The 24,835-nt window shown below is 69.7% G+C and carries 25 protein-coding genes and 1 pseudogene; 11 read left to right on the plus strand and 15 right to left on the minus strand.

Annotated elements, in window-relative coordinates:
* Positions 1-27 precede the first annotated feature (27 nt).
* Positions 28-1,089 (minus strand): GTP-binding protein, encoded by a 1,062-nt coding sequence (locus QFZ29_RS16645; protein ID WP_306895183.1) that lies wholly within the window; start codon positions 1,087-1,089, stop codon positions 28-30.
* A gap of 66 nt (positions 1,090-1,155) precedes the next feature.
* Between QFZ29_RS16645 and ykgO the strand changes: the two genes are divergently transcribed.
* A complete protein-coding gene (gene ykgO / locus QFZ29_RS16650; protein WP_306895185.1) occupies positions 1,156-1,278 on the plus strand; it encodes a type B 50S ribosomal protein L36 in 123 nt (40 codons plus the stop codon).
* Between the two features lie 9 nt (positions 1,279-1,287).
* On the opposite strand, the gene QFZ29_RS16655 is transcribed toward ykgO, so the two are convergent.
* From QFZ29_RS16655 to QFZ29_RS16675, 5 genes are all read right to left on the minus strand, one after another.
* Positions 1,288-2,730 (minus strand): amidase, encoded by a 1,443-nt coding sequence (locus QFZ29_RS16655; protein WP_306895187.1) that lies wholly within the window; start codon positions 2,728-2,730, stop codon positions 1,288-1,290.
* Entirely contained in the window at positions 2,727-4,547 is a 1,821-nt protein-coding gene (locus QFZ29_RS16660) for a dipeptide ABC transporter ATP-binding protein (protein WP_306895189.1), read from the minus strand. The genes QFZ29_RS16655 and QFZ29_RS16660 overlap by 4 nt, the downstream gene beginning before the upstream one ends.
* A complete protein-coding gene (locus QFZ29_RS16665; protein ID WP_306895192.1) occupies positions 4,544-5,479 on the minus strand; it encodes an ABC transporter permease in 936 nt (311 codons plus the stop codon). The genes QFZ29_RS16660 and QFZ29_RS16665 overlap by 4 nt, the downstream gene beginning before the upstream one ends.
* Complete coding sequence (locus tag QFZ29_RS16670; RefSeq protein ID WP_306895193.1) at positions 5,476-6,420, minus strand: ABC transporter permease; 945 nt, start codon at positions 6,418-6,420, stop codon at positions 5,476-5,478. The genes QFZ29_RS16665 and QFZ29_RS16670 overlap by 4 nt, the downstream gene beginning before the upstream one ends.
* Positions 6,421-6,512: 92 nt before the next feature.
* Positions 6,513-8,024: an ABC transporter substrate-binding protein gene (locus QFZ29_RS16675; protein ID WP_306895194.1), complete on the minus strand. Its 1,512-nt coding sequence runs from the start codon at positions 8,022-8,024 to the stop codon at positions 6,513-6,515.
* Positions 8,025-8,173: 149 nt separating this feature from the next.
* Here QFZ29_RS16675 and QFZ29_RS20435 point away from each other — a divergent pair.
* Positions 8,174-8,296, plus strand: a pseudogene (locus QFZ29_RS20435) (GntR family transcriptional regulator); the annotation flags it as partial.
* Between the two features lie 125 nt (positions 8,297-8,421).
* A complete protein-coding gene (locus QFZ29_RS16680; protein ID WP_306895197.1) occupies positions 8,422-8,919 on the plus strand; it encodes a FadR/GntR family transcriptional regulator in 498 nt (165 codons plus the stop codon).
* Between the two features lie 32 nt (positions 8,920-8,951).
* Here the strand turns inward: QFZ29_RS16680 and QFZ29_RS16685 are convergent, their stop codons facing one another.
* Positions 8,952-9,578: a TOPRIM nucleotidyl transferase/hydrolase domain-containing protein gene (locus QFZ29_RS16685; protein WP_306895198.1), complete on the minus strand. Its 627-nt coding sequence runs from the start codon at positions 9,576-9,578 to the stop codon at positions 8,952-8,954.
* Here QFZ29_RS16685 and QFZ29_RS16690 point away from each other — a divergent pair.
* Both QFZ29_RS16690 and QFZ29_RS16695 read left to right on the plus strand, forming a co-directional pair.
* The gene (locus QFZ29_RS16690; RefSeq protein WP_306895201.1) at positions 9,577-10,686 is read left to right on the plus strand and encodes a hypothetical protein; all 1,110 of its coding nucleotides are present in this window, start codon (positions 9,577-9,579) and stop codon (positions 10,684-10,686) included. The genes QFZ29_RS16685 and QFZ29_RS16690 overlap by 2 nt on opposite strands.
* Positions 10,687-10,948: 262 nt before the next feature.
* Entirely contained in the window at positions 10,949-11,875 is a 927-nt protein-coding gene (locus QFZ29_RS16695; protein WP_306895203.1) for a serine protein kinase RIO, read from the plus strand.
* 91 nt (positions 11,876-11,966) lie between these two features.
* Here QFZ29_RS16695 and QFZ29_RS16700 read toward each other — a convergent pair whose 3' ends face one another.
* Positions 11,967-12,338: a DUF2255 family protein gene (locus QFZ29_RS16700; RefSeq protein WP_306895204.1), complete on the minus strand. Its 372-nt coding sequence runs from the start codon at positions 12,336-12,338 to the stop codon at positions 11,967-11,969.
* A gap of 195 nt (positions 12,339-12,533) precedes the next feature.
* On the opposite strand from QFZ29_RS16700, the gene QFZ29_RS16705 reads away from it, so the two are divergent.
* Entirely contained in the window at positions 12,534-13,889 is a 1,356-nt protein-coding gene (locus QFZ29_RS16705) for an MFS transporter (protein WP_306895205.1), read from the plus strand.
* A gap of 9 nt (positions 13,890-13,898) precedes the next feature.
* Here the strand turns inward: QFZ29_RS16705 and QFZ29_RS16710 are convergent, their stop codons facing one another.
* Positions 13,899-14,591, minus strand: coding sequence for a MarR family winged helix-turn-helix transcriptional regulator (locus tag QFZ29_RS16710; RefSeq protein WP_306895206.1), 693 nt, complete (start codon positions 14,589-14,591; stop codon positions 13,899-13,901).
* Between the two features lie 158 nt (positions 14,592-14,749).
* On the opposite strand from QFZ29_RS16710, the gene QFZ29_RS16715 reads away from it, so the two are divergent.
* Positions 14,750-15,025 carry a hypothetical protein gene (locus QFZ29_RS16715; RefSeq protein ID WP_306895208.1) on the plus strand — a complete coding sequence of 92 codons (276 nt, stop codon included), beginning with the start codon at positions 14,750-14,752 and terminating at the stop codon, positions 15,023-15,025.
* Positions 15,026-15,072: 47 nt separating this feature from the next.
* Here QFZ29_RS16715 and QFZ29_RS16720 read toward each other — a convergent pair whose 3' ends face one another.
* The 6 genes from QFZ29_RS16720 to QFZ29_RS16745 form a co-directional block, all read right to left on the minus strand.
* Positions 15,073-15,360: a hypothetical protein gene (locus tag QFZ29_RS16720; protein ID WP_306895210.1), complete on the minus strand. Its 288-nt coding sequence runs from the start codon at positions 15,358-15,360 to the stop codon at positions 15,073-15,075.
* A 188-nt stretch (positions 15,361-15,548) separates the two neighbouring features.
* Positions 15,549-16,160 (minus strand): nucleoside deaminase, encoded by a 612-nt coding sequence (locus QFZ29_RS16725; protein WP_306895211.1) that lies wholly within the window; start codon positions 16,158-16,160, stop codon positions 15,549-15,551.
* 24 nt (positions 16,161-16,184) lie between these two features.
* Positions 16,185-16,985 carry an ABC transporter permease gene (locus QFZ29_RS16730; RefSeq protein WP_306895213.1) on the minus strand — a complete coding sequence of 267 codons (801 nt, stop codon included), beginning with the start codon at positions 16,983-16,985 and terminating at the stop codon, positions 16,185-16,187.
* A 9-nt stretch (positions 16,986-16,994) separates the two neighbouring features.
* On the minus strand, positions 16,995-17,897 hold the full coding sequence (locus tag QFZ29_RS16735; RefSeq protein WP_129520225.1) for an ABC transporter permease: 903 nt from the start codon (positions 17,895-17,897) through the stop codon (positions 16,995-16,997).
* A complete protein-coding gene (locus tag QFZ29_RS16740) occupies positions 17,897-19,081 on the minus strand; it encodes an ABC transporter substrate-binding protein (protein WP_306895217.1) in 1,185 nt (394 codons plus the stop codon). The genes QFZ29_RS16735 and QFZ29_RS16740 overlap by 1 nt, the downstream gene beginning before the upstream one ends.
* Positions 19,082-19,127: 46 nt before the next feature.
* Positions 19,128-20,171, minus strand: a complete 1,044-nt coding sequence (locus tag QFZ29_RS16745; protein WP_306895219.1) for an ABC transporter ATP-binding protein — start codon at positions 20,169-20,171, stop codon at positions 19,128-19,130.
* A gap of 137 nt (positions 20,172-20,308) precedes the next feature.
* Between QFZ29_RS16745 and QFZ29_RS16750 the strand changes: the two genes are divergently transcribed.
* The 4 genes from QFZ29_RS16750 to QFZ29_RS16765 all read left to right on the plus strand — a co-directional run bounded on the left by QFZ29_RS16750 (position 20,309) and on the right by QFZ29_RS16765 (position 24,759).
* Positions 20,309-21,133, plus strand: a complete 825-nt coding sequence (locus tag QFZ29_RS16750) for a FadR/GntR family transcriptional regulator (protein ID WP_306895221.1) — start codon at positions 20,309-20,311, stop codon at positions 21,131-21,133.
* Complete coding sequence (locus QFZ29_RS16755) at positions 21,130-21,915, plus strand: cache domain-containing protein (protein WP_306895223.1); 786 nt, start codon at positions 21,130-21,132, stop codon at positions 21,913-21,915. The genes QFZ29_RS16750 and QFZ29_RS16755 overlap by 4 nt, the downstream gene beginning before the upstream one ends.
* Before the next feature lie 91 nt (positions 21,916-22,006).
* A complete protein-coding gene (locus QFZ29_RS16760) occupies positions 22,007-22,747 on the plus strand; it encodes a sirohydrochlorin chelatase (RefSeq protein ID WP_306895225.1) in 741 nt (246 codons plus the stop codon).
* A 269-nt stretch (positions 22,748-23,016) separates the two neighbouring features.
* Positions 23,017-24,759, plus strand: a complete 1,743-nt coding sequence (locus tag QFZ29_RS16765; protein ID WP_306895227.1) for a nitrite/sulfite reductase — start codon at positions 23,017-23,019, stop codon at positions 24,757-24,759.
* Positions 24,760-24,835: the final 76 nt, after the last annotated feature.

Below are 24,835 nucleotides of genomic sequence, written 5' to 3' on the forward strand. Positions count from 1 at the left end.
AGCCACCTGCCCGCGACCGCGCCAACCTCAGTGATCGTGCTCGAGCCCCCAAGCCGGGAACGGATCGCGATACCCGGCCCACTCCATCGGACCGGCGAGCAGCTCGTCGTCTGCGAGCAGCGCCGCACTGAGTACGTTGGCGAGATACTCGGGCTGCAGCTCCCGGCCGAAGAACACGAGCTCCTGTCCTTGCGGCGAGTCGACGTCCCAGCTGAGCATCGCGGTCGGGTCGAGCGAGAGCACTCGCCCCGCCGACGACCAGGAGCCGACCCTGCCCGGCCGTGAGGCGAGGCGCACGAGGCCCCGACTTCGCACGATGAGGCCGGCGTCTTCGGGATCGAGGAAGTGCTCGACGACGTGTCCGAGCCGTGTCGGATGAAACGGGCGCGGGTCTCGGAACACGAATGCACCGATCCCCGAGATGGTCGTCGGCAGGCCCGCGCGCCCCTCGAGCTCGAGCATCCATCCCATGTCCCGGCCGAGTGCATCGAGCCGGTCATTCGCCGGCACCGAGCTCGCTGCGGGATGCTCCGCTTCGCTCGGAGGGAGGATCCTCGCGCTCGGGTTGAGGCGATTCAGGAGCGCGATGACCTCACGGGCGGCGACCGACGGGGCATCCGTCAGGTCGGCCAATACGATCGTGCTCGCCGACTCCAGCTGCGCCGCCAGTCGTTCGCTCGTGTCGTATTCGCCGCGCCGCGTGTGGTCAGGTCCTTCACGGAAGAGCCATCGGCGGATGTCGGCGACGCGGGCGATCGTCACGAGTTCGCGCAACTGCACCGGGATGCCATCGGATGCCTCTGCCGCGAAGATGTGGCGGAGCACGAGGCCGGCCTCGAGGCAGTCAACGCGTGGGTCGAGGTCGACGACGACGCTGCCCGCGCGGCCGCGTGCCGCGAGCTCGAGGAGACGATCGGCGAGCTCGAGGTGGAACTCCTCGTGGCCGGTCGAAGACGGTTCCACCTGCTGCGCGGCCGCTGCGCCGCTGGTCAATGCCGCGAAGCGGCTCCGGTCGGCTCGGCGCAAGCCGCTGACGAGGGTGACGTCGAGCACCGGCCCGGTGCGCCCGTTCGGTGGATCCTGCCGCATGCTGCCCCGTTTCGTGTCATCAGGGAGCTAGGCTATCTGATAATCATTCTCAACTAGGAGGCATCCATGAAAGTTCGCAACTCGCTCAAGGCACTGAAGAAGATCCCGGGGGCGCAGATCGTGCGCCGTCGAGGCCGCACGTTCGTGATCAACAAGCAGAACCCGCGCATGAAGGCCCGCCAGGGCTAGGCAGCCGACCTACCCGCCCGTCGGGAACTCCGGCACCGCCGACGCCGGCCGCGTGCGCTCGTACCAGGCCGTGAACCGCAGCGTCTCGAGGTCGGCGAAGCGCCGGCCCGTGATCTGCAGTCCGATCGTGCGTCCATCGGCGGTGAAGCCGCAGTTGACGCTCGACGAGGGCTGTCCCGTCATGTTGTAGGGCGCGGTGAAGGCGATGTGCGACATCCGCTGATCGTCGTCTCCCCACGGCATGGGCCATTCCGCCGGGAACGCGGCGACCGGGGAGACCGGCGAGAGCACGGCGTCGAACGGATGCGTCGCCTCCACCGTGACCCGGCGCATCTCGGCGATCGCGTCGTAGGCCTCGAGTGCGCGGCGGCCCGAGACATCCGCACCGCCGTGCACCCAGGTCGAGATGAATGGGAGCACCCGGCCCTTGGCCTCGGGGCTCAGGTCGACATAGGTGCGCCAGAAGCGCACGCGCCAGAACAGGTCGAGCTCGTCGAGGAATCGGTCGTTGATGAACGGCGCGAGCTCGACGATCTCGGCGCCCGCGTCGGAGAACGCGGCAGCGGCGCGTTCGATCGCGGCTCGCACCTCGGGGTCGACGCGCAAGCCGGCGCCAGGCTCCAGGTGCACGGCGATGCGCTTGCCGCGCACGTCGACCTCGAGGTCGTCCCAGTCGAGGTCCTCGGGCGGCAGCGACGTGTAGTCGCGCGCATCGGGACGCGAGAGCACCGACATGCCGAGCGCGACGTCGGCGACCGACTGCGCGATCGGGCCCGCCGCTCGCCCGAGGTACGGGTTGTCGATGGGGATTCGGCCGTCGCTCGGCTTCAGGGTCGCAAGGCCGAGCCACGTGGCGGGCAGTCGCACCGATCCGCCGATGTCGGTGCCGACGTGGAAGGTGCCGAATCCCGCAGCGGCGGCGGCCCCGGCTCCCGAACTCGATCCGCCGACCGTGAGAGTGGAGTCCCACGGGCTGCGCGTGATGCCGTGCACGCTCGAGACTCCGGAGGAGAGCATCCCCCAGTCGGGCATCGTCGTCGAGCCGATGATGACGCCGCCCGCCTCGAGGATGCGGTCGACGACCGGGGAGTTCCGAGCGGGGATGACGGGCACGCTCGCACCCGATCCCGCGAAGGCCGGGATGCCGGCACGGTACAGGTTCTCCTTGACGGTGCAGGGGATCCCGTCGAGGCGGCCGCGCGGCTCGCCGCGCACCCAGCGCGCTTCGCTCGCGCGCGCGTCGGCGAGCACCTGCTCGGGGTCGAGATCGCTGAACGCGTTGATGACCGGGTTGCGCTCGGCGATGTCGTCGAGGATCGCGCCGGCGACCTCCACGGGCGAGAGGTCGCCCGAAGCGTAGGCAGTGGTGAGAGCCGCGCCGGAGAGCGAGGCTCGGGCGGCCGAGGCGGTCGTGGCGGCGGTGGAGGTTGCCGCTGCGGCGGACTCGGTCATTCCTGCTCCTGCGTGTGTCGGATGGTCGGCGTCGCCTCGATGAGACTGCGCGTGTACGGGTGGGACGGGTTCTTGTAGATCGCGCGGGTCTCCCCCTGCTCGACGATCTCGCCCCGTTGCATGACTGCGACGCGGTCGCAGAGGTGACGCACGACGCCGAGGTCGTGCGAGACGAAGACGAGGGTGAGCTCGTACTCGTCGACGAGGTCGGCGAGCAGGTTCAGCACCTGAGCTCGCACCGACACGTCGAGGGCGCTGACGGGCTCGTCGGCGACGAGGATGCGGGGCCGGCACACGAGTGCGCGGGCGATCGAGATGCGCTGGCGCTGCCCGCCCGAGAACTGGTGGGGGAACCGCTCGACCGAGTCGGTCGGCAAGCCGACGGCGTGCACCATCTCGGCGACGAGGGCGGCGCGCTCCTTGCGCGAGACCGCGATTCCGCCCTGCAGGTTCGCGGCGTTCATGAGCGGCTCGGCGATGATCTCGCCGATGCGCATGCGCGGGTCGAGCGACGCCATCGGATCCTGGAAGACGATCTGCAGGTTCTTGCGGAGCTCGGCGAGGTCGGCATGCCGCGCGCCGTTCAGGCGCCGGCCGACGACGTCGATGGTTCCCGACGTCGGCTGGTCGAGCCCCGAAAGGATGCGGAGCAGGGTCGACTTGCCCGATCCGGACTCGCCGACGATCCCGAAGCGCTGCCCCGCCTCGATCTCGAACGACACCCCGCGAAGCGCGTCGACGGTCGGCGCCGGCGTGCGCAGCGACGTGCGGTCGCGGCGGTACTGCTTCGTGAGCTGCTCGGCGCGCACGAGCGTCGACGACGGAAGCGGCGAGATCCCGACCTCGCTCGGGCGGTCGCCTGGGGCGGTCGGCGTTGTCAGCGCGACCGGCGCGACCGGCGCGACCGGCCGGGCAGCCACCCGTGTCACCGATCGGCCGGGCACGTAGTCGGCGGCGGTCGCGACCGTGAAGAGGCGGCCGGTGGTGTCGGTGGCATCGAGGTCGGATGCCGCGAGCAGGCCTCGGGTGTACGGATGCTGCGGTCTCGTGAACACCCGGTCGATCGGGCCCTCCTCGACCACGACGCCCTTGTTCATGACGAGCACTCGCTCGCACGTCTCGCCGACGACCGCGAGGTCGTGCGTGATGAAGAGCAGCCCGGTCGACCTGCGGGACACCGTCTCGAGCACGAGCTTCAGCACTTGCTTCTGCACGGTCACGTCGAGGGCCGTCGTCGGCTCGTCGCAGACGAGCAGCTCGGGGTCGTTGGCGAGCGCGATCGCGAGCACGACGCGCTGGCGCTGGCCGCCCGAGAGCTGGTGCGGGTAGGCGCGCGCCGTCTCGGTCGGCGTCGGCAGACCGACATCCGTCATCAGCTCGACCGCTCGCCGCTCGGCGGCGGACCGATTCGGTTGCGTGCCGTGGATCAGCATCGACTCGGCGATCTGTCGGCCGACGCGCATGAGCGGGTTGAGCGCGGTCATCGGCTCCTGGAAGACCATCGCCATGTTCGCGCCGCGGAGCTTCGCGGCCTGCGCCTCGCCGAGCCCGATGACGTTGCGGTCGTCGCCGCCGACGGTGACCCGGCCGGTCGCGGTGAGCGAGTCTGGCAGGAGGCCCATGACGGCGAGTGAGGTGAGGGACTTGCCCGAGCCCGATTCACCGATGAGGCCGACCCGTTCGCCGCGCTCGATGCGGAAGGCGAGGTTCGAGACGAGCTCGTGATCGTCGGTGGCGACGGTGAGGCCCGTCACCTCGAGTGCCGGGCGGTCGGCGAGGGGGATGCTGTTCGCCAAGGGGTGCGCGGTGGAGGTCATCGGTTCCTCATCTTGGGGTCGAAGCGGTCACGGAGCCCGTCGCCGAGGAGGTTGAACCCGAGCACCGCGAGGGCGATGGCAACGCCGGGGAAGACGGCGAGGTACGCGCTGGTGGCGAGGAACTGCTGCGCGTCGAGCAGCATCCGGCCCCACGACGGGGTCGGCGGCAGCGTGCCGAGGCCGAGGAAGGAGAGGCCGGCCTCGGCGAGCACGGCGATCGCGAAGTTCACCGAGCACTGCACGATGACCATGCCGCCGATGTTCGGCACCACGTGGCGCAGGGCGATCGCAAGGCCCGAGCGGTTGGCCGCCCGTGCGGCGAAGATGTAGTCCATCGACATCACCTGGAGCGTTCCCGAGCGGGCGACGCGCGCGAAGGCGGGCGCCGAGCCGATGCCCAGCGCGATCATGGCGCTCAGCGTGCCGCCGCCGAACACGGCGCCGAACACGATCGCGAGCAGGAGGCCCGGGAAGGCCATCACCACGTTGCTGCCGCCCATGATGAGCACGCCGAGCCGTTTCGGCCGCATGCCGGCGAGGATTCCGAACGGAACGCCGATCGCCGAACCGATGAGCACCGACACGGTGCCGACGAGGAGGGTGATCTGGGCGCCCGCCATGATCCCCGACAGCACGTCGCGCCCGTAGCGGTCGGTGCCCATGAGGTGAGCGAGGCTCGGCGACTGGAGGCGGTCGACCGCCACCGCGTGGGTCGGGTCGTACGGCGTCCAGACGAGGGAGACGAGCGCCGCCAGCGCGATGAGGGCGATGAGACCGCCGCCCACGACGAGCTGCGCATTCGGGCCGCGGCGACGTCGGCGCGAGCTGCCGACGGGTTCGGTGCCGTGATCCCTCGTCGTGTCAGCCGCGGGATCGGCAGCGGCGGTGGCGGAAGCGGATGCCTCCCCCGACGGGGTGGTGACGATGCTCATGCGGCCCTCCGGAGTCTCGGGTCGAGCAGGGTGAAGGCGAGGTCGACGAGGAAGTTGATCAGCACGATCGCGATGACGAGCACCACGACGACCGCTTGCACCGCGAGCAGGTCGCGGTTTCCGACGGAGTCGACGAGGTAGCTGCCGAGTCCGGGAATCGTGAACACCCGTTCGACGACGACCGCGCCCACGAGGAGTCCCGCCATCTGCAGGCCGACGACGGTCAGCACCGGGATGCCTGCGTTCCGCAGTCCGTGGCGCACGAGCGCGAGGTTCGCGGTGAGCCCTTTCGAGCGCGCGGTGCGCAGGAAGTCCTCACGCTGGATCTCGAGCACGGCCGAGCGCACGTAGCGCGTGAGGATCGACGCCTGCACCGTGCCCAGCGCGATGACGGGAAGCGTCACGTGCTGGAGGAACTCGGCGGGCTCTGACGGCGGCACCCAGCCGCCCGACGGCAGCCAGTCCAGCTCGATCGCGAAGAACACGATGAGGAGCATGCCGACGAGGAAGCTGGGAACGGCCACGCCGAACTGCGAGACGGCCGAGATGACCGCTCCCGACAGCCGCTGGTGGCGGATGGCGGCGATCGTGCCGAGCGGCACGGCGACCGCGATCGCGATCACCATGGCGAGCCCGACGAGGATGAGCGTGACCTGCAGCCGGTCGGTGATCACCGGGCTGATGTTCTGCCCGGTCACGTACGACACCCCGAAGTCGCCGCGGAGGAGCCCGCCGAGCCATTCGAAGTACTGCACGACGAGCGGCGTGTTCATGCCGTGCTGTTCGCGCCAGGCGGCGAGCTGATCAGGCGTCGCCTCGATCCCCAGGGCGACCGTGGCCGGGTCTCCGGGCAGGACGCGCAGGAGCAGGAAGACCACGACGGTGGAGACGAGCACCGTGGCGATGAAGCTCCCAAGGAGCTTCAGCAATCGAACGGCCACGGTCACCCCCTTTCAGGATCGAGTGGAGCGGATGCCACGCCCGGGTCGGGCGCGAACACGCGCGGGTCGCGCGCGGTCAGGCGGTCAGGCGATCAGTTCCAGTGGAGGCCCGAGAGCACGAGCGACTCGGTCACGGCGTTCCCCGCGATCCCGCCGAGTTGTGCGTCGGCGACCACGATGTTCGGGAACAGGAACAACGGCAGCGACGCGACATCCGTTGCCGTGATCTCGGCGACCTCCTTCATTCCCTCGACCCACTCCTCTTCCGAACCTGCGTCGGCGGCGGCGACGATCGGGGCGATCTCGCTGTTGTCGTAGCCGATGTAGTAGCCGGGGTTGTTGAAGGTCGTGAGGAGGTCGCGGGCTTCGACGGCCAGGATGACCGACATCTGGTAGTCGTGCTTCGTGAACACCTTGTCGAGCCACACGGCCGGGAACTCGTCGCTCGCGATCGTCGCGGTGATGCCCACCTCGGCGAGCTGCGACACGACGACCTCGGAGACCGCCGTGGCGTACGGGCGCGTCGGCACGTCGAAGGTGATCGAGAGATTCTCGACGCCGGCCTCCGCGAGCAGTTCCTCGGCCTTCTCGGGGTCGTAGGGGTAGAGGTCGTTCAGGTCCTCGTAGTACGGGTCGGTCGGCGGCACCATGGCGCCGATGCTCTCGCCGTAACCGGCCCACGCGGCATCCATGATCGCCTGACGGTCGAGGGCGTAGGCGATCGCCTGGCGCACGCGCACGTCGTCGAAGGGCGCGACCTTGTTGTTCATGGAGAGCAGGATCTCGCCGTTCGAAGAGCCCTGGATCACCTGAAGCTCGTCGTCGGCCTCGAACTGCGGGATCAGGTCGGGCGCCTGCATGTTGTAGAGCATGTCGACGTCACCGGCGCGCAGTGCGTTGGTGCTCGCGACGACATCGGCGAAGTAGCGCAGTTCGACGTCGGTGATCGCAGGCTCCTCGCCCCAGTAGTCCTCGCGAGCGGCGAGGCTGATGTGGTCGCCCGTGACGCGCTCCGTGACGGTGTACGGCCCGGTGCCGACGGGCGTGTTCGCGAGATCGCCGATGCCGCTCGCGTCGAACATGAGGCCCACGGTTCCGGCCATGTCGTAGAGCCAGATGTTGCTCGGCTTCTGCAGCACGACCCTCGCCTCGGTGGGCGAGACGACCTCGACGTGGTCGAGCAGGGCCATCTTGGGCTGATTGATCGCCCAGTCGGTCGCGATGCGCTCGAGCGAGAACTTCACGTCGTCGGCGGTGAACTCCTCGCCGTTCGCGAAGGTCACACCCTCCTGGAGCACGAAATCGTAGGTCGTGCCGTCGTCGCTCACGGTCCAGGACTCGGCGAGCTTCGGCTGGAGCTCTCCGTCTTGGTCGAGCGCGACGAGGCCCTCGTAGACGTTGTTCATGAGCACTTGCGGGATCGCCGATCCCGCGGTGGTCGTCAGGTCGAAGTTCACGGGCTCGCCCGTGAGTCCGATGGTGACGGATGCGTCGTGGGCTTCGCCGCTCGGAGATGAGGCGGTCGCACCGGCGGTGCAGGCCGTGAGGGCGAGGAGGCCGCCCACGGCGGCCGTGGCGGCGAGAGTTCGAGTGGTGGGGGACACTGCACGGCTCCAATGTGGTGAGCGGGATTGGTACTGGTCTGACCAGTACACGGAAAGCTATGATGAATCCGCCGGAGCCGTCAAGCCCCCGAAACACACTTTTTACGTTCGCCCCCTGAGACCGAAGGAGCCGCGTGCCATTCACCCCCGTGCAGAAGGTCAGTGCCTACGAGTCGATCGTCCTGCAGATCGAGAGCGCGATCGCGAACGGGGACCTGAAGGCGGGCGACCGCCTGCCCGGCGAGCGCAAGCTCATGGCGGACTTCTCGGTGAGCCGCGCGACCGTGCGGGAGGCGCTCCGCGTGCTGCAGGCGACGGGTGTGGTCGAGTCCCCCGCCCGGGTGACCCTCGCGGGCCGGTCATCTCGCACTACTCGCCCCGCCTGCTGGAGAAGTCCATGTCGCAGCTCGCCCGGCTCGACAGCGTCTCGCGGGTCGAGGTGCTCCAGTTCCGGCTGCTCCTCGAGGGCAGCGCGACCCGCCTCGCCGCGAGGAACCGGAGCGAGGCCGATCTCGACCTGATCAGGGCCCGGCACCGGGAGCTCGAGGCGAGCATCCAGGCGGACGGCGCGAAGTTCTTCAGCGAGCACGTCTCCCGATTCCATGCCTCGATCCGCCGCGCCTCCGGCAACCAGCTCATCGAGATCTGCGGCAATGTCATCGGCGGAATCACGGCGGAGCTCATGGTGAGGCGACTGCACACGGAAGCCGACCAGCTGGCGATCGTGCAGCGCAGCGCCCTCGACGGGGCGCGGCTGGTGGAGGCGATCAGCGCTCGCGACGCCGAAGGAGCCGCGGCGATTCAGGTGGCGAACATCCACCGCTTCTACGCCGACGACCTCGACCCGGCTGAGGTCGACGCCCTCCGCCCATTCATCGATGCGGTGGTTGAGTAGGCCGCGAAGCACCCCAATCGAAACCACCACGGTCAGCCCGCGCCCGCCCCGATCGCTGCGACCAGAGCGGCGAGGGCCACGGGGATGCGCGACTCCTCGAGCGCGCCGACGAGAATCGGTGCGAAGCGCGCCTTGCGGCCGCTGTGCGTGCCCATGAATCGCCTGAGCTGCGCGTCCGTCGGCCTCGCTCGCTGCGCGGGCTGTTGCTGGAAGCCGCGGAATCGCGCGAGCTCACCGTGCTCGGCGAGCAGTTGCTCCACCCGATCGGTGCCGAGCGCGCGGATGAGCTCGCCCTCGAGATCGGGCTTGCACGCGAAGTAGCCGAGCGACGCGAGCCCGGCGAGCGTCCCGGGTGCGCCGATGCCTGTGCCGTCGCCGGCGCCGGCATCTCGAAGTCGGTCACGCTCGACGACGGCATGCACGTACGCGAGCTCACCGGCGTCGAAGAGGCCGAGCACCCGCGGGCGGACCGGAGCCGCCGACAGCTCGGCGAGGTGTCGGCGCAAGTTCGTGACGCCGCCCATCGAGACGATCGTGGCATCCGCTCCGACCAAGTCGCACCCGAGCCGCGCCGCAAGCGTCTCGACCGCGAGCCGATCACTCTCGCCCTCGACGAGCACGACGGTGGCGGATGCCTCGACCTGCTCGCCTCCCCACATGGCGCCGACCCTACCTCGCACCCTCAGAATCGCATCGCCCGTCCACCGAGCGGATTGCCACTTTTGGCCGCCCAGCCACCCCGAAGGCGGCCCAAACCGGCAATCGGGCAGCTGGACTGGTCCTCGACAGGAACAGATGGCACGCGGCCAGACCACACTTCGAGCGGATGCGGCAATCGCGACCCGTGGCCGGGAGACGATATCGCGCGTGGCCAAACCATCTCGACTCCCGGCCGAACTGGAAACCGCGCCGTTCACGGTGCGACAGGCGGCCGCCTACGGCCTCACGCGTCGGCGTACCCGGGCGCGCGACCTGACGACACCGTTCCGGGGCGTGCGCACCTCCCCGGACAACCTCGACCTGATCGGCCTCTGCAAGGCGTATGCCACGAGGATGCCGCAGGGCCAGGTCTTCAGCCATCGCACCGCGGCAATGCTCTGGAAGCTACCGCTCCCTGACTCGGCTCCGCTTCCCCTGCACGTCGCCGTCCCCGCCCCGCTGCGACAGCCGCGGATGAAGGGCGTGGTGGGGCACCGGCTCGGAACCCACGCCGAAACGAGATTCATCGCCGGCTTGCCGGTAGTCGCACCATGCGACGCGTGGTGTCAGCTCGCCGATTCACTCGGCCCCGATGACCTCGTCGCTGCAGGCGATCGACTGCTCGGCTGGCGAGACGCCCTCGCCACGCTCGACGAGCTCGACCAGGCGATCGTTCGTTTCGGCTCGAGACCCGGCGTGGCGGCGCTACGCCGTGCGCGCATCCATATCCGGCCGCGCTCTGCATCACGAAGGGAGACTCTGTTGCGACTCAACGTCTTGCGCCACGGCTACCCAGAACCCGAATGCAACGGCGCGATCGAGCTCTCGGCCGGCTGGATGACGCATGGCGATCTCGTCTTCCGTCGGTACCGCGTGTTGCTGGAGTACGACGGCGAGCAACACCGCACCGACGATCGACAGTTCCACCGGGACGTGGAGCGGCTCAACGACCTCGCAACCGATAGCTGGATCGTCATCCGCGTCGGGCGTCGCCTGCCTCTTCGCCGCGCACTCGCGCAGCTCGATCGGGCGCTTCGCGCGCGCGGTTGGAGCGGGTCGGCGCGCTGAGTTGCCACTTTCGGCCGCATGTCAGGCCGCGAAGCGGCCGCAAACGGCAAGTCGGTCCGGGCGCGAACAGCTGCAGGATTTCCATAGACACGGCGCTGCCCGGCGGCGTATGCTCTCGTGCGGGCCGCCCGTCGCGGCATCCGTCGCCCGAGACCGGAAGGAGAAATCGATGAACACCGTCATTGTCGTGCGCATCGCAGACACCCTTCCCTGTGAGGCCGCCCGCCTGTAGCGCAGTCGCGCCGGGCATTCGGTGGCCTCCGTGAATCTCGGAGAAACCACCTTGCACATCACCCCGTCACTCGACGAATCCGCCGTCGTGCGCTCGCACGTGGCATCCCGCCCCTTCACGACCCCGCGCTTCGACGCGGGCGACCTCGCGTTCCAGCTCACGGAGCCCGGCGAGGACCAGCGCTGGTCGACCTGGCCGGCCACCACTCCCTCCGAACGCGGCCCGCTGCCGCGTCCCGATTGGCTCGTCACGGATGCCGCGGCGATCGACACCGAGCTCGGTGTCGTGAAGACCGGCAAGGAGGCCGACCTCCACCTCATCGAACGTGCCGTGCCCGGAGCCGAGCCCGGCACGCCGGGACAGAGCGTGCTGCTCGCGGCCAAGCGCTACCGCGGAAGCGAGCACAGCCAGTTCCATCGCTCCAACGTCTACACCGAGGGCCGCGGCACCCGCCGCAGCCGCGACGCCCGCGCCGTCGCGAAGAGCACGACGTTCGGTCGCGAGGTCGCTCGCGTGCAATGGGCCTATGCCGAGTTCGAGGCGCTCAAGCGACTGACCGAGCTCGAGGCATCCGTGCCCTACCCGGTGCAGGTGGGCGGCACGGAAGTGCTCATGGAGTTCATCGGCGATGGCCGCGTCGCCGCACCTCGGCTCGCCCAGGTGCGGGCGACACCCGACGAGCTGCGCGAGCTGTTCCAGCAGATCGTCGAATTCACGCGCACGCTCGCGCGCTCTGGGCTCGCCCACGGCGACCTCTCGCCGTACAACCTGCTCGTGCACGACGGGCGGGTGGTCGCGATCGACCTGCCGCAGGTCGTCGACCTCGTCTCGAATCCGCAGGGCTTCGACCTGCTGCACCGCGACTGCGTCAACGTCTGCGACTGGTTCAGCCGGCAGCGCCTCGAGTGCGACGCCGACGAGCTCTTCAGCGAGCTGATCGCCGAGGTGTACCGGTGAGCGGCGAGGCTCGGCGTGCCGGTGCCCTTGCCTGTCCTCGTGCCCTTGCCCGTGCTCGTGCCCTTGCCCGCGCTCGGGCCCTTCACTCGGGCTAGGACACGGGCGTCACCCGCTGCGTCGTACCCCGGGCGAGCGGGGTGAGCATTTCGGCGACGGATGCCGGTTCTGCAGCGTATTTCTCCTGGAGCGCGTCGTCGATCCGAGCCTCGAGCCCCGCATCGTTGGGCGCCTCGATCGCGACCGCGCGAGCCCCGGCCGGAGTGTCGAACGCGACACCGCCATTGGTGGTCGCACGCCGGTACCACTTGGCGTCGGGCCCATACGCCGAGCGCACGTAGATCGCGTCGTCGACCGCGACGGCCCAGATCGGCGTCGGAATCGTGCGCCCGTCGCGGGTCGTCGTGACGATGTGCACGGTGTCGGTGGAGCGGAGGTAGTCGAACAGTTCGTCGTGCTCTGCCATGTGTCCAGTGAAGCAGCCGCCGGGAGGCGTCTCACAGGTGATCGCCACGGGCGAACGCGCGTGCGCGAGCCGCTACCGCAGCGGCATCCGTGAGCGCTACAGTGCTCGAAGATCAGCGCCGGACGAACGGAGACGGATGCCACGCCCGGCCGCTCGCGTCACCTCCCGTTCATCCGACCGAACGAGGCTTCAGCCATGACCCTTCCTCCCGACCCGTCCCCCGTCGACAGCGAAGCCGTGAAGGTGATGGGCCTCGAGCTGCAGACGGGGCGGGTCATCCCGCGCCGACAGGTGTTCGCGTGGGGCCTGTGGGACTGGGGCTCGGCCGCGTTCAACGCCGTCGTCACGACGTTCGTCTTCACGGTGTACCTCACGGGCGAGTCATTCGGACCGACCGGCACGGTCGAGGCGCAGCTCGGCTGGGCGCTCGCCATCGCGGGGCTGCTGATCGCGGCGCTCGCGCCGATCACCGGGCAGCGCTCCGACACGAGCGGGCGTCGCAAGTTCTGGCTCGCCGTCAACACGTACATCGTCGTGGCCATCACGATCTGCATGTTCTTCGTGTTGCCCGCGCCAGAGTTCCTGCTGCTCGGCCTCTTCCTCGTCGCCGCGGGCAACGTGTTCTTCGAGTTCGCGGGCGTGAACTACAACGCGATGCTCGTGCAGGTGTCGACTCCGAAGACGATCGGAAGGGTGTCGGGCTTCGGCTGGGGCATGGGCTACGTCGGCGGCATCGTGCTGCTGCTCATCGTGTACTTCGGCTTCATCGCCCCCGAGGTCGGATGGTTCGGGGTGACCGGCGACGACGGACTCGCGGTTCGCGTCTCGATGCTCGTGGCGGCGGTGTGGTTCGGCCTGTTCGCGCTGCCCGTGTTCTTCGCCGTGCCCGAGTACCGGCATCCGGCGGCAGTCGGCCGCGAACGTGTCGGCTTCTTCGCGTCGTACGCGCGCCTCGGCCGCGACATCAAGCGGCTCTGGAAGGAGCAGCGGAACACGGTCTGGTTCCTGCTCGCAAGCGCGGTGTTCCGCGATGGCCTCGCGGGCGTGTTCACGTTCGGCGGGGTGCTCGCGGCATCCGTCTTCGGATTCTCGGCCGGCGAGGTGATCATCTTCGCGATCGCCGCGAACGTGGTCGCCGGGGCCTCGACGATCGCGGTCGGCGCGCTCGACGACAAGCTCGGTGCGAAGCCCGTGATCATCGCCGCGCTCATCGGCCTCGTGGTGAGCGGGCTCATCATCTTCCTCCTGCACGACGGCGGGCAGCTCGTGTTCTGGACGGCCGGCCTCGCGCTCACCCTCTTCGTCGGGCCGGCGCAATCGGCGAGCCGGACGTTCCTCGCGCGACTCATCCCGCCTGGACGCGAGGGCGAGGTGTTCGGGCTCTATGCGACGACCGGGCGCGCGGTGAGCTTCCTCGCGCCGACAGCGTTCGCGCTCTTCGTCACGATCGGAGGGGCACCGTACTTCGGCATCCTCGGCATCGTGCTCGTGCTCGCACTCGGGCTCGCACTGCTGATCCCGGTGAAGGGGAGCGGCGCGCGGCGCGCGTGAACGCCGGGGTCAGTCGCGCGGCCAGGCCGCGACGAAGCGTGAGAGCAGGCGGGCGAGTTCGGCGCGCTCGTCGGGGGTGAAGTCGGCGAGCGCGGTCACGACGGCGTTGCGCCGCGTGCCCCTCGCGTCGGCGAGGAGCTTCCGGCCGGCGGCCGTGAGCACGATGGCGCTGCGGCGCGCATCGGCCGGGTCGGCTTCGCGCCGCGCGTGGCCGGCGTCGACGGCCGCTTGCACGAGACGGCTCGCGCGCGGCTGGTCGACCCCGATCGCGTCGGCGAGCTCGCTGACCGACGGCGGGCGATCGGTGCCCTCGAGCGCGTCGAGCAAGCGGAAGCGCGCGGCCTGCGCGAGTCCATCGCCGCGGCGGCCGCCATGATGATGCGGATGCCGCAGCCCGGCGTCGCCCTCGGCGTCGCCAGCGTCGGGCCCGCTTGCCCAGCGACCACCACGTCGGTGGCCGTGTCCGCGAAAGTGCTCCTCGTGCGCGTGCTCGTCGTGCGCGTGGGCATGCCCGGAGGCATCGCCGTCGACATGACCGAACCCTTGCTCGTTGGCCTCGGCGCGACGCTGCAGCCGCCTCCGGCCCTGGTCGCGGCGCATGGCAACCAGGGCCGCTTCGATGAGGGCGACAGGGTCGTTCGGGTCGGCCTGGCCATCCGACCCTGAGCGTTCACCGGGCGGGACTTGACGCGATCCGTTCATGTATGTCATTCTACATACACATGTACTAGTGCATGTAATTGATCAGGTGCCCGACACCGGCGTGAGCGGATCCGCCGCCCGTGAGCACCTCCCCGAGCGGGCGAGCCTCGAGTGCCGCCCGCAACACCGACGCGCACCGCGTCACGAAAGGAACACGCATGACCACCCACGACAACCACAACGAAACCACCGCCCCCACGAGCCCGCGGCCCCTCGGCTACTGGCTCCGCGTCATCGACCGTCGCCTAGACGACACGATGCGCGACCTCTTCGCCGCGGAGGGCATCAGCCGCCGCGACTGGCGTCGGCTCAACCTCATCGCCGGTACGGTCTCCGACCCGCGCATGACTGAGCGGCTGGCAGCGCGCCCCGAGCGCATCGCTCCGCTCGCCGAACGCGGCTGGGCACCGGCGAACCCGGTTCCTGGAGCCTGACCGAAGCCGGCGAGGCCGCCCTGCAGTCCCTGCACGGGCGCGTCTCCTCACTCCGCTCGACCGTCGCTGAGGCCGTCAGCCCTGAGGACTTCGCCACCACCATGAGCTCGCTCGAGGCGATCGCCCGCAAGCTCGGCTGGAGCGAAGACGAGCGGATGCCGCGCAAGCGCCGCCGCTCGTTCGGCCACGGTCGCCCCGGCGAACGCGGCCACGGCTTCGGCCACTCTCACGACGGCGAGCGCGGGCACGGGTTCGACCACCGTCACGACGGTGAACACCGCCACCGCTTCGGCCACCGCGATCACGTGCACGGTCGCGACAGCGACACCGACCACACGGACACTACCGAGTGACCCGGTAACCCACCGGGTCCAACCCAGGCGATGTTCTCTCCGCGAAACCGGTAAGCAAATCGACGAATCTACCGGTTTTGCAGAGAGACATCCCCTTGGATTGCGTCGCCCGCGACGCCCGCCGCCGCCGCCGCCGTCGCCGTCGCCGTCGCCGAAAGGGAAGCCTGCCGCTACGCGCCGCCGGTCTCCGTCAGGCCTCGGGCGTTGTAGACGACGGCGTCCGACGCCCCGTAGGCGCGGAACACCTCGAGCGCGTCGTCGTGTCCGACGCCGACTGACACGCGGATGCCGCGCCGCTCGAACTCGCCCTCCCAGTCCTCCGTCATCGGCCCCTCGTCGAACCCCGTCAGCCGCTCGAGCTCCGCTCCCTCGCCCGCGATCGTGAGCCGCCGCACGCCCGACCACATCGTCGCGCCGTAACACATCACGCACGGCCGCCAGTTGACGACGAGCTCGAGGTCGGCGCCGCCCGCGCCGAGATCCCACCGGCCGACCGCGCGCTGCGCGAGGCTCAGCGCCATGACCTCGGCGTGCATCGAGGTGATTCCGCTCGCGAGCACCACGTTCACGCCCATCGAGACGAGGGCTCCGGATGCCGCGTCCACGACGATCGCCGCGAACGGCCCGCCGTTGCCCGCACGCCAGTTGCGATCGGCGAGCTCGTTCACGAGCCGCATCCGATCCTCGGGGGTGCGGAGCGGCGACGCGGCGAGCGCGGGCAGGTCGTCGACGAGCCACGAGGGCAGCGACGCGGAGAAATCGGTGGCGAGGGAGGCATCCATATCGGACATTCTGCCTCCTCGCACTCAGCGTCGCTGCTGCTCCGACCCCGACAGCCGCTGCGCGATGTAGATCGGGATGATCGACACGAGCACGAGCACCACCGCGATGACCGCCACGATCGGCGCCTGGCTCGGCCGGAACATGTTGTTCAGGATGAAGATCGGCAGCGTCGTCACCCCCGACCCCGCCGTGAACGTCGTGACGATGATCTCGTCGAAGCTCAACGCGAACGCCAGCAGACCACCCGCCAGGAGCGCCGACCGCAATTGCGGGAACGTCACGAGCCGGAACGTCGTCCAGACGCCGGCGCCGAGGTCGGCCGAGGCCTCCTCGAGATTCGTGCCGAGCCGCCGCAGCCGCGCGATGACGTTGTTGAACACCGTGACGATGCAGAACGTCGCGTGCGCGATCACGACCGTCCAGATCGAGAGCGGCACGCCCATGATCGTGCGGAAGAAGTTGTTGAGCGCGATTCCCGTGATGATGCCCGGCAGCGCGATCGGCAGGATGATGAGCAGGCTGATCGCCTCGCGGCCGAAGAACTCGAATCGCTGCAGCGCGAGCGAGATGAGCGTGCCGAGCACGAGCGAGATGATCGTCGAGACGATCGCGACCTGCACGCTCGTGCCGACGGCCTCGAGCGCGCCGGCGCTCCGGAACGCGCGCCCCCACCACTCGAGGGTGAGGCCCGGCGGCGGCCACGTGAGCGACGTCGACGTCGAGAACGAGTTCACGAGCACGACGAGCAGCGGCACGTAGACGACCAGGAGGATGAGCCCGGTCACGAGACCGAGCGTCGTGCGGGAAAGGCGGGAGAGTCGCATCCGTGATCCCTAGAGGTTGTCGAGCGCACCGGTGCGGCGCACGAGGAAGAGGTAGCCGAAGATGATCACGATCGGGATGAGTGCGATCGCGGATGCCAGTGGCAGGTTGTTCGCCGCACCGACGTTCGTGTAGACGAGGTTGCCGAGCATCTGGTTCGCGCCGCCCACGATGTTCACCGTGATGTAGTCGCCGAGCGAGAGCGAGAAGCTGAAGATGGTGCCGGCAATGATGGCCGGCAGCGCGAGCGGGAAGACGACGAGCCGCAGCGTCGACCAGGTCTTGCCGCCGAGGTCTCCGGATGCCTCGAGCAGCGAATCGGGCACGCGCTCGAGTCCCGCATAGATCGGGAGGATCACGTACGGCAGCCACAGGTAGGCGAGCGTGATGATCGTCGCGGGCAGTCCGTAGCCCGGGGTGTGCCCGCCGAACGGCGCGACGAGCCACTCGAGAATGCCGTCTTGCGAGAGCACCGAGCGCCAGGCATACGCCTTGACCAGATACGAAGCCCACAGCGGCGTGAGCACCGCGATGACGAGGATGCGCTGCATCCGCGGCGTCGCGACCTTCGCCATGTAGAACGCGATCGGCAGCGCGAGCGCGACATCGATGAGGGTCACGAGCAGCGCCACGCCGAGGGTGCGCAGCGTCACCGTCTGGTAGAGCGAGCCCGTGATGACGGTGAGGATGTTGTCGAGCGTCCACGTCTGGCTGATCTGCCCTGTGAAGCTGTCGACCGACCAGAACGCGGTCACGAGCAGCAGCACGAGCGCCACGATGTAGACGAGCCCGAGCCAGAAGAGCGGTGCGCTGAGCAGCAGCGCGAGCCGCGCCCGCGGGTGCGTGCTGAGGAAGACGGAGCCCGCCCTCGCCGCTGTGCGACGAGGACGGAGCTCCGCGGGGGTCGAGGTCATCAGCCCTTGATCTCCGACCAGGCCTCGGTCCAGCCGGAGTAGTCGACGCACTCGACATCCGTGCGCCCATCGAGGCACTCGGCGATGGGGGTCGACCAGTACCAGATCTGCGACGCGTACTCCTCGTCACCGGCGTGGAACGCCTCGCACGATCCCTCGGAGCGGAACTCGCACGCGGCCTCGTTCGACGGCGCCTCGCCGAAGTACTCAGTCGCCTGGGCGTTCGCCTCGGGGCTCGCGATGTAGTCGAGCCACGCGTACGCGCAATTCGGGTTCTTCGCCTCGGACGCGATCATCCACGTGTCGGACCATCCGGTGGCGCCCTCCTCGGGCAGCGTGACCGCGGTCGGCGCTCCCGAGCTCTCGAGCACGTTCTGGATGACCTGCCAGCTCGTGCCGACGACGGTGTCACCCGTCTCGAACGCCTGGATCTCCTTGAGGTAGTCCGACCAGTACTCGCCGATGTGCGCGCGCTGCTCCTTCAGCAGGTCGACGGCCGCCTTGAACTGCGTCTCGTCGAGCGCGTACGGGTTCGTGATACCGGTCCCGGGCTGGTGGTGCATGAGGTACAGCGCGGCATCCGCGATGTAGATGGGCGAGTCGTAGGCCGTGACCTTGCCGGAGTGCTCGCTCGCCTTGTCGAAGACGACGTCCCATGAGGTGGGCGCCTCGGGGAACAGCTCGGTGTTGTACATGAGGAGGTTGGCGCCGTAGCCGTGCGGCACGCCGTAGGCCTCGCCGTCGACCGAGTTCCACGACTGCATCTTCAGGAAGTCGTAGATGCCCTCGTAGTTCGGGATGAGGTCGGTGTTCACGGGCGCGACGTCGCCCGCGGCGACGAGGCGCAGCGACGCGTCACCGGATGCCGCGACCACGTCGTACTCGCCCGTCTTCATGAGGTTGAACGCCTCATCCGACGTGCCGTAGGTCTTCGAGGTGACCTCGCAACCGGTGTCCTCCTCGAACGGCGTCACCCAGTCGACCGCGGGGTCGTTCGTGCCGTCTTCGACGTAGCCGGGCCACGCGAGCAGCGAGACCTGGCCCTCGAACTCGCCGAGCTCGTCGGCCGCCTCGCCGCCTCCATCGTTGGCAGCCGTCGTGCCGCAAGCGGTGAGTAGCGCGATCGAGGCGATCGCGAGGCCCACTGTCGCGCCACGGCGTGCCGTGCGGGGAATCCGCTTCATGGTTCTCTCCTGTTCCTGTGTGGTGTGCCGTGTGGTGCTGGTCTGTTCACGCCGCGGCATCCGCCGCCACAGCGAGCGCGACGACGTCGGCGTCGTGCCAACTCACGACGACGCGATCGCCGCGTTCGTCGTCGTGGGTGCGGTGCCGGTCGTTCTGTTCGAGCACGGTCACGCGAGTGCCGGCGTCGAGGTCGACGACGAGACGGATGCCGCTGCCGAGGTAGATCGCCTCGACGACGGTGCCCCACGCGTTGCGAACCCCGTCGCCCGCGAGCTCGCCCGTGCCGACGGTCATCTTCTCGGGCCGCACGGAGTGCTCGCCCGCTCGGCCGAGCAGCTCGCGCGAACGCGTGTCGTCGAGGAGGTTCGAGGTGCCGACGAAGTCCGCGACGAATCGAGAGCCGGGTCGTTCGTAGAGCTCGGCGGGCGTGCCGAGCTGCTCGATGCGGCCGTCGTTGAAGACGGCGATGCGGTCGGAGAGGGTGAGCGCCTCCTCCTGGTCGTGCGTGACGAAGATGAAGGTGATGCCGAGCTCGCGCTGGATCTCCTTGAGCTCGACCTGCATCTGCTCGCGGAGCTTAAGGTCGAGGGCGCCGAGCGGCTCGTCGAGCAGCAGCACCTTCGGCTCGACGACGGTGGCGCGGGCGAGCGCGACCCGCTGTCGCTGGCCGCCCGAGAGCTGCGAGGGTTTGCGGGCGGCCATCTGCTCGAGCCGAACCGCGGCGAGCGCGCGCATCGCCCGCTCGTTTCGCTCCTTGCGGCCGATGCCGCGCACTCGCAGACCGTAGCCCACGTTGTCGAGCACGTTCATGTGCGGGAAGAGCGCGTAGTCCTGGAAGACCGTGTTGACGTCGCGGTCGAACGGCGCGCGCTTCGTGACGTCGCGCCCGAAGAGCTCGATCGTGCCGCCGCTGGGTTGCTCGAAGCCCGCGATCAGGCGCAGCACGGTGGTCTTGCCCGAGCCCGAGGGGCCGAGCATCGAGAAGAACTCGCCGGCCGCGATCTCGAGGTCGACGTGGTCGACGGCGGTGACCGAACCGAACTCCTTTGTGAGCCCCGTCAGGCGGATGGCCGGCTGCGAGTCGGTCATGGGATCTCCTTCGACATACCAAAACATCTGGAACCAGATGTTCGTGTCTCAAAATCATATGGCTCCAGATGTAAATGTCCAGAGGCCCGTGTTACGGTCATGTCACAGATTCGCCAGCACGGATGCCGGGAGGTCGGATGCCGCAGGCCACGGGCCGCGCCGACGCCACGCGCGCGGTCGTCTTCTCGCCGCTCGACGGCGCCGGGCGCGCCGAGCTCGTGGAGCAGCGCCTGACCGACGCCATCGTCGCGGGCGTGCTGCGCGACGGCGAGCGCCTCCCGAGCGAATCCGAGCTCGCCCGCAGTCTCGGCGTTGCCGTCGTGACGGCACGCGAGGCGCTCGAGTCGCTGCGCGACAAGGGCCTCGTGCTCACTCGGCGCGGTCGCGACGGCGGCAGCTTCGTCACGCACGACCGCGACACGACGACACGAATGGTCGACCAGCGCGTGCGATCGCAGAGCCGCATCGAGCTGCGCGACCTCTCGCTGCACTATGCGGCGATCGCCGGCATGGCCGCCGAGGTCGCGGCAGATCGCGCGAGCGACGACGACGTGCAGAGCCTCGTCGAGATCGACGAGCGCGCCGACCTCACCACTCCGGGCGGCGCACGTCGGGCTGTCGGGCGCTTCCAATTGGAGATCGCCGCGGTCAGCCAGTCGCCTCGACTCGTGCACGAGGAGCTGCGCCTGCAGGCCGAGACCGGAAGTCTGCTCTGGCTCTGCCTGCGTGAGCAGGACTATCGTGACCGAAGCAGGCAGGCGCGACTCGAGGTGATCGAGGCGATCCGAGCGGTGGAGCCCGAACGGGCCCGCCGGGTGACGACCGAGCACATCGCCTCGGCCGTCGAATGGCTCATCGAAGAGAAGGTGCGGCTCGAGGCGAGCGAACCGCCAGGGGCGTCCGGAGCAACCGGGCCGCCAGGGGCATCCGTCGCCGAACGAACGGAAGGAGGCGCGACATGACCGTCACCGTCGATGTCACCGCGCAACTGATCGCGCAGCGCATCGCCTCGACCATCGATCCCGTCTTCGCGATGATCGACGGCTGGCGCGACGCGGTCGAGCGCGCGATCGCGACCGAACCCGAGCCGCGTGCCGCGACGCTCGACCCGCTCATCGCCGCCCTCGTGGCTCCCGAGCTCGAGCGAACCGGCAGCCTCATCACGGGCGCCGGCTTCGTGGCGACGCCCGGGTTCCTCCTCGACGCACCGTGGCATCTCGCGTGGTGGCTGAGCGGGGCGAACACCTTCCGCGCGGCGCCCGACGCCGGGCTGCGCCGCCTCGACGCGGTGAACGACCCCGACTCCGAGCAGTTCCGCGACTATACGACGCTCGAGTGGTGGCGGGTGCCCGAGCGCACCGGCACCCGGCACCTCACCGGCCCCTACGTCGACTACCTCTGCACCGACGACTACACGGTGACGATCACGACACCCGTGATGGCCGCCGGAGAGCTCGCGGGCATGGTCGGCACCGACCTGTACGTCGCGCGCCTCGAGCGCGTGCTGCTCCCGGTGATCCGCGAGTCGGGGCATCCGTGCTCCCTCGTGAACGCCTCGGGCCGCATCGTCACGTCGACCGACCCGCATCGTGCCACCGGTGCGCTGCTCCGGCTCGACGGCCTCGTCGACGCGCTCACGCCGTTGCGCGATGCGGTCACGGAGACGGATGCCGCGGCGCTGCCCGGCGGCGCGACCGTCGTGCCGTGCGGCGACACGTCGCTTGCGCTCGTGCTCGAGGGCTGAGGCGGCTTCTCCTCGACCTCCAGGTGCCGGCTGACGTCACGAGACGACGCACCGGAATGCGTCGCCGCCGCGAATTTGGCACCATGGGCGGATGACTGCACGGCCTCCTGCACTCGTCGGCATCTCGCACGGCACGTCCTCCGATGAGGGAAGGCGGGCGGTGCGCGGGTTGCACGAGGCCGTCGAGGCGGCCGTGGCCGCGCGGCATCCGTCGGCTGCCTCCTCCGTTCGGCTGGGGCACGTCGACGTCGAGCAACCCGACGTGCCGGCGACGCTCGCCACCCTGGCTCCGGGCGAGCCCGCGGTCGTCGTGCCGCTGCTCCTCTCGGCCGGCTACCACGTGCACGTCGACCTCACCGAGGCCGTCGAAACCGAGACCGACCGTACGGTCGTGCTCGCCGGCGCGCTCGGACCCGACGATCGACTCGTCGCCGTGCTCCAGCGCCGCCTGCACGAGGCGGGGCTCCGTGAGGGCGACCACGTCGTGCTCGCGGTCGCCGGGTCGAGCGACGTTCGGGCCGTCGATCACTGTCGTGACATGGCCGCGCGGCTCGCTGAGACATCCGGCCGCGACATCTCCCTCGGCTTCCTGTCGGCCGCCGAGCCGTCCCTTCCCGACGCGGTGGCCGCCGCGCGCCTGGCCGCGGCCGACGGCGAGCGCGTCGTCGTCGCGAACTACCTGCTCGCTCCCGGCTACTTCGACCGCCTCGCCGTGCGCGCCGGGGCCGACGTGACCGCGCGCCCGCTCCTGGTGCCGGATGAGCCGGCGCCGTCCGAGCTCGTCGACATCGTGCTCGACCGCTACGCCGCGGCATCCGCTCAGCTCGACTGAACGCGCCGCAACGGCCGGCACCATCTCAGCCAGGCCCGCGAGATGACGCGAATCGACCTTCGCGACAGCGCGAAGGTCGATTCGCGTCACTTCGTCCGCCAGTCTCGGCCCCGCAACCCGTGCGCGCATTCGTGCGTCGCTCTGTGACGTAATGCGACACGACGTGACCGGGCGTGACAACGCACATTGTCGGCAGCCGCCGACCTCGCCTAGCTTCGAGCGAATACCACCGTTCGCGCACCTGCGCCGGTTGAGGAAGGAGGAAGCCCGTGACGACCCCGACGACAACGGATGCCGCTCCCCAACGCCCGGCCGGCACCGACCGTGGCAACCGCCCGCCACGCCCCGCTTCGCGTCCGCACGGCCAGTGGAAGATCGACGGCACCACTCCGCTCAACGCCAACGAGGTGTGGAAGCAGGAAGACGGCGGCCTCGCCGTGCGCGAGCGCATCGAAAACACCTACGCCGCGGGCGGCTTCGCGTCGATCGACCCGACCGACCTGCACGGCCGGTTCCGCTGGTGGGGCCTCTACACGCAACGCAAGCCCGGCATCGACGGCGGCAAGACCGCAACCCTCGAACCGCACGAGCTCGAAGACGAGTACTTCATGCTCCGGGTGCGCATCGACGGCGGCCAGCTCACGACGCAGCAGCTCCGCGTGATCGGCGAGATCTCCACCGAGTTCGCCCGCGACAGCGCCGACCTCACCGACCGCCAGAACGTGCAGCTGCACTGGGTTCGCGTCGAAGACGTGCCCGAGATCTGGCGGCGCCTCGAAGCCGTCGGGCTCGGCACGACCGAGGCGTGCGGCGACGTGCCGCGAGTCGTGCTCGGCTCCCCGGTCGCCGGCATCGCCGCCGACGAGCTCATCGACCCGACGCCCTCGATCGACGCCATCACCGAGCGGTACATCGGCATCCCCGAACTCGCGAACCTGCCGCGCAAGTTCAAGACGGCGATCACGGGCCACCCCAGCCAAGACGTCGTGCACGAGATCAACGACGTCGGCTTCGTCGCCGTGACCCACCCCGAACTCGGCGTCGGCTACGACCTGTGGGTCGGCGGCGGCCTCTCGACGAGCGCGCACCTCGCGGTGCGGCTCGGCACGTTCGTCGCCCCCGAGCAGGTTCCCGACGTCTGGTTCGGCGTCGCCGCGATCTTCCGCGACTACGGCTACCGGCGCCTGCGCAACAAGGCGCGCCTCAAGTACCTCGTCGCCGACTGGGGCCCCGAGAAGTTCCGCGAGGTGCTCGAGACCGAGTACCTCGGCGCCCCGCTTCCCGACGGCCCGGCAGCTCCCAAGCCGCGCACGCAGGGCGACCACGTGGGCGTGCACCGCCAGCACGACGGCCGCTACTACATCGGCGTCACGCCGTTCGTCGGACGCGTCTCGGGCTCCAAGCTCACCGCCCTCGCCGACCTCCTCGAGCGCCACGGCTCGGGCCGCTTGCGCACGACGCCGCACCAGAAGCTCGTGCTGCTCGACATCGAGGAGCGCGACGTCGAGCAGGTCGTCGCCGAGCTCGAGGAGCTCGGCCTCTCGGCGAAGCCGAGCGTCTTCCGCCGCGGCACGATCGCGTGCACGGGCATCGAGTTCTGCAAGCTCGCGATCGTCGAGACGAAGCAGACCGCGACCGACGCGGTGCTCGCGCTCGAGGAGCGGCTCGCCGGGCTCGACCTGCCGCATCCGCTCAGCCTGCACGTGAACGGATGCCCCAACTCCTGCGCGCGCATCCAGACCGCCGACATCGGGCTCAAGGGCCAGCTCCTCCCCGACGGCGACGGCGGCCAGACGCCCGGCTTCCAGGTGCACCTCGGCGGCGGACTCGCGTCGAAGGACCGCGAGGAGGCCGGCCTCGGCCGCACCGTGCGCGGACTCAAGGTGACCGCCGACGGGCTCGTCGACTACGTCGAGCGGCTCGTGCTGCGGTTCCTCGCCGACCGCGACGCCGCGATCGACGAGACCTTCGCCGAGTGGGCGCACCGAGCCGAAGAGGAGGCACTCCAGTGAGCGCCCGCAACCTCGGTGCCTCCGGGAGTCGAGTGGCGACTCCCGGTGGTCGAGTAGCGACGCCGGAGGCGACGCG

This window comes from Agromyces albus (genome assembly GCF_030815405.1).
Taxonomy (GTDB): domain Bacteria; phylum Actinomycetota; class Actinomycetes; order Actinomycetales; family Microbacteriaceae; genus Agromyces; species Agromyces albus_A.

Coding starts and splice junctions, on each gene's coding strand:
- QFZ29_RS16645 (WP_306895183.1), bottom strand. CDS start 1,089: ATGCGGCAGGATCCACCGAACGGGCGCACCGGGCCGGTGCTCGACGTC.
- ykgO (WP_306895185.1), top strand. CDS start 1,156: ATGAAAGTTCGCAACTCGCTCAAGGCACTGAAGAAGATCCCGGGGGCG.
- QFZ29_RS16655 (WP_306895187.1), bottom strand. CDS start 2,730: ATGACCGAGTCCGCCGCAGCGGCAACCTCCACCGCCGCCACGACCGCC.
- QFZ29_RS16660 (WP_306895189.1), bottom strand. CDS start 4,547: ATGACCTCCACCGCGCACCCCTTGGCGAACAGCATCCCCCTCGCCGAC.
- QFZ29_RS16665 (WP_306895192.1), bottom strand. CDS start 5,479: ATGAGCATCGTCACCACCCCGTCGGGGGAGGCATCCGCTTCCGCCACC.
- QFZ29_RS16680 (WP_306895197.1), top strand. CDS start 8,422: ATGTCGCAGCTCGCCCGGCTCGACAGCGTCTCGCGGGTCGAGGTGCTC.
- QFZ29_RS16690 (WP_306895201.1), top strand. CDS start 9,577: ATGGCGCCGACCCTACCTCGCACCCTCAGAATCGCATCGCCCGTCCAC.
- QFZ29_RS16685 (WP_306895198.1), bottom strand. CDS start 9,578: ATGTGGGGAGGCGAGCAGGTCGAGGCATCCGCCACCGTCGTGCTCGTC.
- QFZ29_RS16700 (WP_306895204.1), bottom strand. CDS start 12,338: ATGGCAGAGCACGACGAACTGTTCGACTACCTCCGCTCCACCGACACC.
- QFZ29_RS16705 (WP_306895205.1), top strand. CDS start 12,534: ATGACCCTTCCTCCCGACCCGTCCCCCGTCGACAGCGAAGCCGTGAAG.
- QFZ29_RS16710 (WP_306895206.1), bottom strand. CDS start 14,591: ATGAACGGATCGCGTCAAGTCCCGCCCGGTGAACGCTCAGGGTCGGAT.
- QFZ29_RS16715 (WP_306895208.1), top strand. CDS start 14,750: ATGACCACCCACGACAACCACAACGAAACCACCGCCCCCACGAGCCCG.
- QFZ29_RS16725 (WP_306895211.1), bottom strand. CDS start 16,160: ATGGATGCCTCCCTCGCCACCGATTTCTCCGCGTCGCTGCCCTCGTGG.
- QFZ29_RS16730 (WP_306895213.1), bottom strand. CDS start 16,985: ATGCGACTCTCCCGCCTTTCCCGCACGACGCTCGGTCTCGTGACCGGG.
- QFZ29_RS16735 (WP_129520225.1), bottom strand. CDS start 17,897: ATGACCTCGACCCCCGCGGAGCTCCGTCCTCGTCGCACAGCGGCGAGG.
- QFZ29_RS16740 (WP_306895217.1), bottom strand. CDS start 19,081: ATGAAGCGGATTCCCCGCACGGCACGCCGTGGCGCGACAGTGGGCCTC.
- QFZ29_RS16745 (WP_306895219.1), bottom strand. CDS start 20,171: ATGACCGACTCGCAGCCGGCCATCCGCCTGACGGGGCTCACAAAGGAG.
- QFZ29_RS16750 (WP_306895221.1), top strand. CDS start 20,309: ATGCCGCAGGCCACGGGCCGCGCCGACGCCACGCGCGCGGTCGTCTTC.
- QFZ29_RS16755 (WP_306895223.1), top strand. CDS start 21,130: ATGACCGTCACCGTCGATGTCACCGCGCAACTGATCGCGCAGCGCATC.
- QFZ29_RS16760 (WP_306895225.1), top strand. CDS start 22,007: ATGACTGCACGGCCTCCTGCACTCGTCGGCATCTCGCACGGCACGTCC.